Here is a 13256-nt window from a genome sequence, read left to right as displayed (position 1 = left end):
GAAAAATTTGAAAACTTTATTTGACACAAAAGAACTTTTAAACGAATTTGACATAAATTTAATTGGTATTGATGAAGCAGGACGCGGTGCTTTGGCAGGTCCTATGATGATGGCAGCTTGCAAACTGAACAAAAAACTTCATGGGTTGTGTGATTCTAAAAAACTAAGCGAAAAAAAACGCGAAGAACTTTATGAAATCATCATCAAAAATTCAAACTATCTCATACTTGCTTTTTCTTCAGAGCAAATCGACGCACTAGGCTTAAGCACTTGTTTAAAAACAGGCTTAAAGCTTATAAAAAAGCATTTTAAAACAGAAAATAACTTCTTATATGATGGAAAGACCAACCTAGGTATAAATGGGATAAAAACACAAATCAAAGCCGATACTAGCATTTTGCAAGTAAGTGCAGCTAGCATACTTGCAAAAGTTAGTAAAGATAGGGTGATGAATTTCTTAGCTAAAGACTTTCCTTGTTATGAATTTGAAAAAAACAAAGCCTATGGCACAAAAGCTCATAAAGAACTTATAGCTAAATTTGGAATTTGCAAACTCCACCGAAAAAGTTTTAAACTTTTATGATTATTTTGCTAAATTTTGATGCAAACTCAAAGCACATTCTATACCATCTTTTATAGCCCAAACAACTAAAGATTGTCCTTTTCTAGCATCTCCACAAGCAAAGATTTTTTTATGAGTGGTTTGGAAATTTTCTGTGCTTATGTTGTTTTTCTCATCTAATTTCACTCCAAAATTTTTAGAGATAGCTTCTTCGCACCCGCTAAAACCCATAGCTAAAAGCACTAAATCCGCTTTATAAGTTTTTTTAGAATTTGAAAATTCGACATTTATAGCTTTGCCTTCTTTAAACTCGCGTTTTAAATCATTTGCTTCAACGCCTTCTACATGAGTTTTTCCTAAAAATTTCTTTGTCATTTTTTGATATTCCCTAGGATCTTTGCCATATACAGCAATGGCTTCTTCTAAACCATAATCAGTAGTAAAAATGTCAGCTTTTAAAGGCCAAGGATTGTTTTGGCTTCTTTGCAAAGGTCTTTTTGGACTTCTTTCAAAACGCACTATAGATTTAGCCCCTTGTCTTGTCGCTACAGCGATACAATCCACACTTGTATCCCCACTTCCTATAACCAAGACATTTTTACCTTTGGCCGTATCTGCACCCTTGCCTGTTTTTAACAAAGTTTTGGTATTTTGCGTTAAAAAATCAAGGGCAAATTCAACCCCTTTTAGCTTTCTACCTTCTATATCAAGATCTATAGGCTTACTTGCTCCTGTACAAAGCACCAAAGCATCAAATTCTTTTAGAAGTTTTGAAACCTTATCTTTGCTGTCTATATTTTCATTCACTTTAAATTCAATCCCGCTTTTTTTAAGCAAATCCACCCGTCTTTGAACTATACTTTTATCAAGCTTCATATCAGGGATGCCATACATCAAAAGTCCGCCTATTTTATCGCTTCTTTCAAAAACACTTACTTTATAACCTAGTGAATTTAAAGTATTAGCACAAGCAAGTCCAGCGGGTCCACTTCCTATGATAGCGATTTTTTTGCCATTGTATTGCTTAGGTTTATTTACTCTTACTAAATTTTCTTTAAAAGCATTTTCTATAATGGATAATTCATTATTTTTGATACTCACACTTGTACCATTTATCGCACACACACAAGAATCCTCACAAGGAGCAGGGCAAACACGACCGGTAAATTCAGGAAAAGGATTAGTAAGTTCAAGTCTTTCATAAGCTTCTTTCCATAAAGAATGATAAATAAGATCGTTCCATTCAGGAATGAGATTGTTTAAAGGACAGCCTATATCTTTTCCTTCGCTCATCACGCCCGTATGACAAAAGGCCACACCACAATCCATACATCGTCCGCCTTGAATTTCTTGTTCTTTCTTGTCTAAAAGCGTTGTAAATTCTTTGTAATTTAAAACCCTTTCCTTAGGGGCAATTTTTTTAAAATCCATTCTTTTAAAGTCTAAAAAACCTCTTGCATTTCCCATTTTTACTCCTTATTTTTGCGTGATTTTCAAAAATGCTGCTAAATTTGGATCTTTTTCATTTTTACAAAGATCAAGCATTTTTAACATCTTTTCATAATCTCTTGGCATGACTTTAAAAAAGTCTTTTTTATCGAATTTTTCTAAAATATCTTTAGCCTTTTTAGAATCTGTATAAGCGATATGTTTTTCTATCACAGCTTTTAATTCTTTTTCATCCTTAGCATTAAGATCTTTAATATCCACAAGCTCGGTATTTACATGAGCTTCATTGTGTCTTCCAAAAATATAAACAACGCCCCCACTCATACCAGCAGCGAAATTCGCACCCACATCTCCAAGAACTACAACTTGCCCACCTGTCATATATTCACAACCATGCACGCCTGTTCCTAAAACCACAGCCAAAGCTCCTGAATTTCTTACACAAAATCTTTCCCCTGCTATACCATCTAAATACACTTCACCCTCAGTTGCTCCATATAAACAAGCATTTCCTGCGATGATATTTTCTTCAGGCGAAAAAGTAGCTTCATTTGAAATTTTTGCTATGATTTTGCCACCACTTAAACCCTTGCCTAAATAATCATTGCTATCGCCTATAATCTCAAGTTTAATGCCCTTTAACAAAAACGCTCCAAAGCTATTACCTGCATTGCCTATAGCTTTGATATGGATACTATCTTCATCTAAAGCATCTTTTCCATAAGTTTTTAAAATTTCACTTGAAAGCATAGTTGCAAAAGTACGACTTTGATTTCCTACTTCTAAAGAAAGTTTGATAGGCTCTTTTTTCTCCACAGCATTTTTACAAAGTGGTAGTAAAATTCTATAATCAATCGTTTTTTCAAGTTTATTGTCTTTATAATCTTTAAAATGCACAGCAGTTCTATTATAAGTAGGCAAGGATTTTAAAATTTTATCTAAATTTAGCTTTCCTGCTTTACCTTGCACACTTTTTTGGCGGAGTTTATCCACACGACCTATCATATCATCTAGGCGTTCAAAACCAAGCCTTGCCATGTATTCTCTAAGCTCCTGGGCTATAAAATACATGAAATTAATCACATCATCTACTTTGCCCTTAAAACGATCTCTAAGTTCTGTATCTTGAGTGGCTATACCAAAAGGACAGGTATTTAGATGACAAACTCTCATCATCGTACAACCTAAAACAATCAAAGGCGCGGTTGCAAAACCAAATTCTTCAGCTCCTAAAAGTGCCGCTATGGCTAAATCACGCCCATTCATAAGCTTTCCATCAGTTTCTAATCTTACCCTATCTCTAAGCTTATTTAAAATCAAAGTTTGATGTGTTTCAGCCAAACCTAACTCCCAAGGAATTCCTGCATGCGGTATAGAAGTCCTAGGACTTGCACCCGTACCTCCATCATAACCTGAAACAAGGATTAAATTCGCTCCTGCCTTAGCCACACCTGCAGCAACCGTTCCTATGCCATTTTCGCTTACAAGTTTTACTGAAATTTTAGCGTCTTTGTTAGCATTTTTTAGGTCATAAATAAGTTGAGCCAAATCTTCTATAGAATAAATATCATGATGAGGAGGTGGGGAAATAAGCGTCACACCTGCAGTAGAATGTCTAGCCTTGGCTATCCAAGGATAGACTTTAAAGCCCATTAATTGTCCGCCTTCACCTGGTTTTGCGCCTTGAGCGACTTTGATTTGAATTTCTTTTGCATGACTTAAGTAGTTTAAATCCACGCCAAAACGCCCACTTGCTACTTGCTTAATGGCTGAGTTTTTATCCACACCCTCTTTGATTTCATAGCGTTCTTCATCCTCTCCACCTTCACCTGAATTTGATTTAGCACCTATTTTATTCATAGCCTGTGCTAAACACTCGTGTGCTTCTTTAGAAATAGAACCATAACTCATCGCTCCTGTTCTAAAGCGTTTAACTATACTTTCTACGCTTTCAACCTTATCTATACTGATAGCTTCACTAAAATCAAATTCCATCAAAGAACGCAAATTAACTTGTTTTTCATCTACTAAAGCCGAGTATTTTTTAAAGCTTTTATAGTCTTTGTTGCGGCAGGCTTGCTGAAGATTAAAAATCACAAACGGATCGATTAAATGTTCTTCTTTAGCACTTCTAAAACCATGAATTCCTTTAGAATCTAAAGCCTTATGTGTATCGTTAAAAGCATATTTGTGTAAAGCAATGAGCTCTTTTTCAAAATCTTCTAAATCCATACCTTCAATGCGTGAAGTTGTAGAAGTGAAGTATTTATCAATCACCTTAGAGCTTAAGCCCAGACATTCAAAAAGTGCAGAGCCATTATAACTTTGCAAGGTAGAAACTCCCATTTTAGAAGCAATTTTGACTATGCCACTTGAACTTGCCTTGATAAAATTTTCTACCGCCTTTTCATAACTTAAATTTAAATCTTTATTGGCAATGAGTTTTTGTATGCTCTCATAAACCAAATAAGGATTAATAACAGTCGCACCATAGCCTAAAAGACATGCAAAATGATGAATTTCTCTAGGTTCACCACTTTCGATGATAAGACTTGTGTGTGTTCTTAAATTTTTTCTTACTAGATGATTATGCACTCCAGAAACAGCAAGCAAAGCGGGGATATAAGCGTTTTTTTCATCCACTCCTTTATCGCTTAAAATGATAATAGAAACACCTTTTTTAACCTCATCTTCTATCTTAACACAAAGTTCATCTAAAGCCTTTTCTAAAGTTTTTTTAGAATAATCATAAAGTATAGAAAATTCTTTAACTTGAAATTTATTTAAAGCCTTAACTTCAAAAAGTTCTTCATTACTTATCACAGGCAAGGCTATTTTTACACGTTTTGCATTGTTTTCATCGGGTTTTAATAAATTGCCTTCGCTTCCTAGATAAATCCTTGTAGAAGTAACGATCTCTTCTCTTATGGCATCAAGGGGAGGATTAGTTACTTGTGCAAAAAGTTGTTTAAAATAATTATACAAAGGTTGATAAGTTTTAGAAAGTATAGCCAAAGGAGTATCTACACCCATAGCTGCTATAGCTTCTTTACCATTTTGAGCCATAGCAGCCACACTCATTTTAAGCTCATCATAACTCCAACCAAAAGCTTTTTGGAGTTTTAAAACCTCATCTTCTTTTAAAAACTGATGTTTATAAACTCCGCTTTTTTGTTTTTCAAGTTCAACTAAATTTTTAAGCCATTTTTTATAAGGCTTAGCATTAGCATAATGCTCTTTGATTTCATTATCAGCTATAACCCTACCTCTTGCTGTATCAACGAGTAAAAGTTTTCCAGGTTCTAAGCGTTTTTTAGCTTTGATATTTTTTTCATCAAGTTTTAAAGCCCCTGTTTCACTTGAAAGTATGAGCATATCATCTTTTGTAAGATAATACCTTGAAGGACGAAAACCATTTCTATCCAAACTCGCCCCCATAATCACTCCATCAGTAAAAACTATAGCAGCAGGTCCATCCCAAGGCTCCATCAATAAAGAATGATATTCATAAAAAGCACGCTTTTTGCTTTCCATATTTTCATTTTTATGCCAAGGTTCTGGCACCATCATCATAAAAGCTTCTTCTAAAGTGCGACCATTTAGAGCTAAAAATTCTAAAGTATTATCAAACATTGCAGAATCACTGCTAGGCTTAGCTATGATGGGAAAAATTTCATCTAAATTTTCAAAATACTCACTTTGCATCAAACCTTCTCTAGCTCTTATACTATCAACATTTCCGCGTATGGTATTAATCTCTCCATTATGCACCATATAGCGGTTTGGATGTGCTCTTTCCCAACTTGGAAAGGTATTAGTCGAAAAGCGAGAATGCACCAAAGCGATGGCTGATTTCATATTGACATCTTTAAAATCAAGATAAAAATTGCTCAATTGAGTTGAAAGAAGCATTCCTTTATAAACTATGGTACGTGAAGAAAAACTTGAAAAATAAAATTTTGGCACATTAATAGCTCTTTTTTCTATAAGGCGACGCGTACTATAAAGCACTCTTTCAAACTCAAGTCCTGCACTTATTTTACTTGGTTTTTTCACAAAGGCTTGTAAAAAATAAGGCATAGCTTTTAAAGCACTTACACCTATATCGCTAGGATTAAAAGGCACTTCTCTAAAACCTAAAAATTCAAGTTTTTTATCCTTTAAACCTTGTAAAAATATCTCTTTTGCTTCTTCTTTTGCATCAGTATTGGGTGATAAAAACATCTGTGCTACGGCATAATCACCCTTTTTAGGAAGTTCAAAACCCAATTCTTGAGTTTTAAAAAAATCATGTGGAATTTGGATCAAAATCCCCGCCCCATCACCTGAATTTTCTTCAGCTCCTGCACCACCTCGGTGCTCAAGATTCATCAAAATTTCTAAAGCATCACAAATAACCTTATAAGAGGCAATACCGCGTATATTAGCAATTGCAGCGATACCGCAGGCATCATGTTCGTTCTTTGGATGATATAAACCTATGCTTTGATTACTTTCTAGGATATTTTCTAAATCCATTCTGCTCTCCTTATAAGACTGATTTAAATTTTGTTAGCTTTATAAAGGATTATAGCATATATTTTTTTAAAATCGATATAATTTTTATCTTAAAAATAAATAAATTAAAAAATATTTTGATAGATTTGTAAAAATTATAAAAACATGGCGATAATACTACCTAAAATCAATAATGAGCCATTATAAAAAATAAAAGTTGGTATGCAAGTATCTTTAATGTGATCGTGTTGTTTATCAGCATTTAATCCTACAGTAGTTCCCATGGTTGTTTCACTAGCTGGACTTCCTGCATCTCCTAAAGCTCCTGCTACTCCTAAGATAAATATAATAAGTGCTGTACTAAAACCAAGTTCCAAACAAATAGGACAAAAAAGCGTAGCTATGATAGGTATAGTTCCAAAAGAAGTACCTATACCCATAGTGATGATAAGTCCTATTAAAAGCATAAAAAATACTGCTAAAAATTTACTTTGTTCCATCCAAGGAACGACTGAATTTACAAGCTCTACTACTGATCCACTTTCTTTTAAAACTTCTCCATATCCTGCAGCAACAAGGATAACAAAAGCTATAAAACCCATCATTTTAAGCCCATCATCAAAAACTTCATTGACTTTTGAAAATTCAACTCCACCCAAAATAACCATTAAAACAAAACCCAAAAGCCCTGATAAAGGTAAATTCATAGTCAAAATTTGCAAAATTAAAGTTAAAACAAGCCCAGCTAAAACGCCCCATTCCTTACGCGTCATTTCAAGATTTTCTAAATTTACTTTAGCAATTTCTACTTCTTGATACTCTCTTGGCTTACGATAAAACACAAAAAGCGCTAGAAAAAGTCCTGTTATCATACAAATAGCAGCAAAATACATAGTATTTGTAACATCATTTAAAGATACACTTACATTATTTGCATTTAAATTATCTTTTAAAAGATCTTGAAAAGTAAGTCCAAAGCCTACTGGCAAAACCATATAAGGCGTAGTAAGTCCAAAAGTTAAAGCACAAGCAACCGCTCTACGATCGATTTTAAGTTTATTAAAAAGACTTAAAAGAGGTGGAATTAACAAAGGTATAAAAGCCACATGAATAGGAATTAAATTTTGAGAAAAACAAGAAATCAAAGCTATAGACAAAAGCAATAAATATTTTTTATGAGATATAAAATGGCTTACTATCTTAATCAAATATGCAGTTAAATTTGTCTTTGAAATCGCTGCGGCAATGGCCCCTAAGAGTATATAGCTAAGAGCTGTTTTTAAATTTTCCTTCATTCCGCTTATAAGTATATTCATAGTATCTACGAGTTCAAGATGAGAAAATACACCTGCAACAAGAGCTGAAATCAAAAGACTCAAAAGCACATTAAAACGAAACAAACAAAGTAAAGTCATCAAAACAACACTGATAATGATAGGATTAGTAAGTAAAGTCAAAATCATTCCTTAAATAATTTTAAAAATTTAATTGTAGAAAAAACTTAGTTAAAATGTAATAAAACTCGAACATATGATGATTTTATTTAATATGTAAAATTATAAAAATAATTAATTTTTTTAATTTAAATAATTAATATAATTAATTATTTAAATTTTTAAAATTTATAATAAAATAAAAGATTATATAAATATTTAAGGATATTTCAATGAAACAGAACAATCAAAAAGAAAATCGTAGAGACTTTCTAAAAAATATAGGACTTGGTTTATTTGGCATTAGTGTATTGTCAAATTTTTCTTTTGAGAATTTTTTAGGAAGTAAGGCTTTGGCAAAAGAATTACCTGATTTTAAAATAGAAGGTAAAAAAGATCTTATCTATCATGGTGAAAAACCATTAACAGCAGAAACTGAAATTTATGCTCTTGATTCTGATTTTACAAAACCTGAAAATTTCTTTGTTAGAAATAATGGCTTACCACCAAGCCTAGAAACGATAAAAGAAAGACTTCATAAAGGTTGGACTTTAGAAATCGATGGAGAAAGTATTATCAATAAAAAATCTTACACCATAGAAGATTTAAAAAAGAAATTTAAAACCTATACTTATGCCTTAACAGTTGAATGCGGTGGAAATGGTAGATCTGAAGTTATACCTAGCACAAAAGGAACTCAATGGGGTTATGGTGCAGTAGCTTGTGGTAGATGGACAGGAGTGCGTTTAAAAGATATTTTAAAAGATTGTGGCATCAAAAATGATGCGGTGTATATTGGATATTATGGTATAGATACAAAATTAAATGGTGAAGAAACTTCACCTATTAGTAGAGGGGTTCCTATTTCTAAAGCTTTACAAGATGAAACTCTAATAGCTTGGGCTTATGAAGGCAAAGATATTCCTTTAGTCAATGGCTATCCACTTAGACTTGTTTGTGGTGGTTACCCTGCAAGTACAAGCGGTAAATGGCTTTATAAAATTTCAGTAAGAAATAAAATTCATGATGGTGAAAAAATGGAAGGTTCTTATAAAGTTCCTGTAAATCCGGTAAAACCAGGAGATTTTAATTATAAAGGCGAGATGAAAATCATAGAATCAATGCCTATAAGATCTGTAATTACTAATATCAAAAATGGTTCTGAAATAAAAGCAAATAAAAAATTTGAAGTTAGAGGTAAAGCTTGGGCTGGAGAACTTGAAGTTAGTGAAGTTTATATAAGCAATGATTATGGCGTAACATGGACTAAAGCAAAGGTAGAAAAACCATTAAATAGATTAGCATGGCAAAAATGGAGTGCTCAAATATCAATACCAACAAAAGGATATTATGAAATTTGGGCAAGAGCTATCGATAGTCAAGGTAACAGTCAACCTATGGTTTTAGCACAGTGGAATCCAGGAGGATATATCAATAATGCATGCCATAGAGTTAATGTTTATGGAGTTTAAGTATGAAAAAAATTATATTGATCTTAGCATTGTTTTTAAGTGCAAGTTGGGCTCAAAATCTTGAAATTAACCCTGATACAGGATTGATTATCGATCCTGATTCACCTTTAGTGGAAGCAAATTGTTTAGCTTGTCATGGATCCAATCTCATTACCAACATGCATGCAAGTAGAAAAGCTTGGTTAGCAGCTATAAGATGGATGCAAGATAGTGAAGGACTTTGGGAAATAGAACCTGAAGATGAAGAAAAAATTTTAAATTATCTTGAAAAATATTATGGAGAAAAATACGATACAAGAAGAAGAATTCCTCTAGCTATATTCTTACAAAACAAAATTCATTGAAGAAATCATTTCTTCAATGATAAATTTTACACATCCAAATGTTTTACATCTTTAGCGTGTGCTTGAATATAATCGCGTCTTGGTTCAACCTCATCGCCCATAAAGAGATTAAAGGTATCATTTGCACTTTGTGCATCTTCAATAGTAATTTTTAAAAGTCTTCTTACGCTTGGATCCATTGTGGTTTCCCAAAGTTGCTCAGGATTCATTTCTCCTAAACCTTTATAGCGTTGTATAGTAGCACCTTTTTTAGCATTGGTTTCAACATCTTCAAGAACTTCTAAAATATCTTTATCAAATTCTAAGCCTCTATCTTTAATCTTATCAAAAATATAACTTGCTTCTTCATATAGTGGATGAGTGAAAAGTTCTTCATTGATCACAAGTTCTTCTAGGCCATTTTGAGTTTGAACAAAAGCTCGAATTTCATTTTCGTTGATATAATGATTTAAGATATTGTGTCCTTGTGTTTCTAAAAATTGTTTGATTACACTAAATAATTCTTCATTATTTGCTTTAACTAAATTTGAATTTTCTATCATATAACGTATCACAGAAATCACATTAAAACGCTTTTCAAGATCTTTTAAAATCGCACGATAAGCTGCAACGATTTTTAAATAATCTTTTAAATCATTCATTCCTATACCTTCATAATTTAAACCTTCTATTCCCGTTTCTATCAGGTATTCGCTCAAAGCTTTTTCATCTTTTAAATAAATTTGTTTTTTAGCTTTTTTATAAAGATATAAAGGCGGTTGTGCTAAATAAATATGTCCATTTGTCACAAGTTCATTCATAAAACGGAAGAAGAAAGTTAAAAGCAAGGTTTGTATATGTGATCCATCAACATCCGCATCTGTCATGATGATGATTTTATGATATCTAAGTTTTGAAAGATCAAAATCTTCACCTATACCACAGCCAAAAGCGGTAATCATATTTTGAATTTGCTCAGATTTTAAAATTTTATCCAGTCTTGCTTTTTCAACATTTAAAATTTTACCACGCAAAGGCAATATAGCTTGGAAAGATCTTTCTCTACCTTGTTTTGCAGAACCTCCTGCAGAATCCCCTTCCACAAGATAAATTTCACTTTCACTTGGATCTTTACTTTGACAATCAGCTAATTTCCCTGGTAAAGTTCCTACGCTTAAACTTTCTTTTTTACGCGTTAATTCTCTGGCTTTTTTCGCTGCTTCTCTACCACGAGCAGCCATTAAAGCTTTGTTCATTATAGCTTTAGCTTCGATAGGATTTTCTTCAAAATATTTAGTCAAATACTCAAAACTTGCTTTTGAAACTATAGGACGCACATAAGTTGAACCAAGTTTTCCTTTGGTTTGTCCTTCAAATTGTGGTTCAGGCACCTTTACACTCACAACAGCGATTAAACCTTCACGCACATCTTCGCCTGTGATTTTATTATCCTTTTCTCTAGCACTTGCATTTGCTTCTATATAGTTACTTATCACACGAGTTAAGCCCATTCTAAAACCAGCTTCGTGTGTTCCACCATCTGGAGTTTTGATATTATTTACAAAAGAGAGTAAATTTTCGCTATAAGTATCATTGTAAAGCAAAGCTACTTCAACATTCACATCTTCTTCATCTACGCTAAAGAAAATTGCTTTAGTTAAAGCTTCTTTTTTATTTAAGTCTGTAACAAACTGAGAAATTCCACCTTCAAAGTGAAAACTTTCATGTTTGCCTACGCGGTTATCTTTAAAATTTATAGTGATTTTTGGATTTAAGTATGCAAGTTCACGAAATCTTTTAGCCAAAATTTCATAATCAAATTCAGTCACTTCAAAAATTTGATCATCAGGCCAAAATTCTATAGTTGTTCCTGTCTTTTTACTTTTTCCTATCACACCAAATTCACTGATAACTTTACCTTCTGAAAATTCTTGACGATAAATTTCTCCATTTCTTTCAACTGTAGCTACAAGTTTTTTAGAAAGTGCATTTACAACTGAAACCCCAACACCGTGCAAACCGCCTGAAACTTTATAAGTATCTTTATCAAATTTTCCCCCTGCATGAAGGACAGTTAAAACAACAGTTAAAGTTGGCATATTTTCAGTTGGGTGCATATCAACAGGAATACCACGACCATTATCACTAACTATACAGCTTCCTTCAGTAGTGATTTCTACATCTATAGTATTACAATGTCCTGCCATAGCTTCATCGATAGAATTATCCACAACTTCATAAATCATATGATGAAGTCCGCCTATGTTTGTATCTCCTATATACATACCTGGGCGTTTTCTAACAGCTTCTAGGCCTTTTAGGACTTTAATATTACTCGCACCGTAATTTTCTTGCATATTTTTCCTTTATCTTTTACTTGTTCTTATTATAAAACCATAGGCATGATAATCATTGATAGTCCTTGGGATTTGACTATAAATGCTGAATTAGGTTCATTTACACTTAAAGTGAATTTTTCTTCTTCTATAGAAGTTAAGAAGTCAAGTAAATATTTGATTTTTATAGTAAGATTAAATTCTTCACTCACTCCTGTTTGAATTTCAAGTTCTGTTTTTGCTTCCATATTGTCTAAACTTATACCTTCAAAGATGATTTTATCTTTGTTAAAATGAAGTTTCATTTTTTCAGTTACAACGCTGATTTTTTTAAGACTATCTATAAAATCTTCGGTTGAAAAGCTAAGTTCTTGTTTGAAAGTTTTTGGTATAACTTTTTCATAGTCTGGAAATTTATCGTTAATAAGTTTTGTAAAGAATTCAAAGTTTTCATTTTTAGCGATAAGCATATTTTGATCATAAAAGATTTCTATTTTTTCATAGAAAAGTTTTTGCATTTCCATGATAGCTTTTTTAGGGATACTAAAACTAAATTCTTGATTATTTGCTTTTTCTAAAGTATAGATTGCAAGGCGTTTTGTATCAGTTCCTACGAAGTTAATTTTATCTGTTTTTATATCTAAAAATGCACCATTTAAGGAGTATTTTGGGTTGTTTGTATCAATACTTGGTAATATCTTTTTAAGAGAACGGCTTAAATCACTTGAATCAATGTCAAATTGGTTTTTTCCTTCTGTATTTGGAAAATTTGGAAAATCTTCATGATTAAACATAGGAAGTTTATATTTTGTGCTTTTTTGTCTTATAAATAAGAAATTATCAATAGTTTCTAAAACAACTTCTTCATTATTTAAGCTTTTAATAACATCTGCAATATTTTTTGCATTTGCAGTAGCAAAACCACTTGATTCTACGCGGATTTTTTTTATCTTATAGTTGATACCTATTTCATAATCACTAGCTCTAATAAGAAGTTTATCTTCATCAGCATGAAAAAAAAGATGAGAAGTAATGGTGCTTGAATCTTTTTTTTCTACATAAGCATTACATAAAATCACTGCAGATTCTAAAGTATTTTTATTGATACTTAACTTCATTTTTTCTCCTTGGTTTATTTTAATTTAAATTCGTTGTAATAATAAGCTTGTTGAAATTGTGAAATT

General features: G+C 32.3%; 8 protein-coding genes. 3 read left to right on the top strand and 5 right to left on the bottom strand.

The window, feature by feature from the left end:
• Positions 1-7: 7 nt before the first annotated feature.
• A complete protein-coding gene (locus AJN69_RS03170) occupies positions 8-583 on the top strand; it encodes a ribonuclease HII (protein ID WP_044778570.1) in 576 nt (191 codons plus the stop codon).
• On the opposite strand, the gene AJN69_RS03165 is transcribed toward AJN69_RS03170, so the two are convergent.
• The 3 genes from AJN69_RS03165 to AJN69_RS03155 form a co-directional block, all read right to left on the bottom strand.
• On the bottom strand, positions 584-2029 hold the full coding sequence (locus tag AJN69_RS03165) for a glutamate synthase subunit beta (RefSeq protein WP_044778572.1): 1446 nt from the start codon (positions 2027-2029) through the stop codon (positions 584-586).
• A 9-nt stretch (positions 2030-2038) separates the two neighbouring features.
• The gene (gltB, locus tag AJN69_RS03160; RefSeq protein ID WP_070287860.1) at positions 2039-6529 is read right to left on the bottom strand and encodes a glutamate synthase large subunit; all 4491 of its coding nucleotides are present in this window, start codon (positions 6527-6529) and stop codon (positions 2039-2041) included.
• Between the two features lie 134 nt (positions 6530-6663).
• Positions 6664-7971 carry a Na+/H+ antiporter family protein gene (locus tag AJN69_RS03155; RefSeq protein ID WP_044779740.1) on the bottom strand — a complete coding sequence of 436 codons (1308 nt, stop codon included), beginning with the start codon at positions 7969-7971 and terminating at the stop codon, positions 6664-6666.
• 203 nt (positions 7972-8174) lie between these two features.
• Between AJN69_RS03155 and AJN69_RS03150 the strand changes: the two genes are divergently transcribed.
• The gene (locus AJN69_RS03150; RefSeq protein ID WP_070280593.1) at positions 8175-9413 is read left to right on the top strand and encodes a sulfite oxidase; all 1239 of its coding nucleotides are present in this window, start codon (positions 8175-8177) and stop codon (positions 9411-9413) included.
• Positions 9414-9415: 2 nt separating this feature from the next.
• The gene (locus AJN69_RS03145) at positions 9416-9757 is read left to right on the top strand and encodes a monoheme cytochrome C (protein WP_070287858.1); all 342 of its coding nucleotides are present in this window, start codon (positions 9416-9418) and stop codon (positions 9755-9757) included.
• Between the two features lie 26 nt (positions 9758-9783).
• Here AJN69_RS03145 and gyrB read toward each other — a convergent pair whose 3' ends face one another.
• Both gyrB and dnaN read right to left on the bottom strand, forming a co-directional pair.
• Positions 9784-12093, bottom strand: coding sequence for a DNA topoisomerase (ATP-hydrolyzing) subunit B (gyrB, locus tag AJN69_RS03140; RefSeq protein WP_070280591.1), 2310 nt, complete (start codon positions 12091-12093; stop codon positions 9784-9786).
• Positions 12094-12122: 29 nt separating this feature from the next.
• Complete coding sequence (gene dnaN, locus AJN69_RS03135) at positions 12123-13190, bottom strand: DNA polymerase III subunit beta (protein WP_070287856.1); 1068 nt, start codon at positions 13188-13190, stop codon at positions 12123-12125.
• Positions 13191-13256: the final 66 nt, after the last annotated feature.

The sequence above is a fragment of the Campylobacter sp. BCW_4338 genome, assembly GCF_001763255.1.
GTDB lineage: Bacteria > Campylobacterota > Campylobacteria > Campylobacterales > Campylobacteraceae > Campylobacter_D > Campylobacter_D jejuni.
Note: the sequence above shows the minus strand (reverse complement) of the source record. Positions and strands in the feature narration are given on the sequence as shown.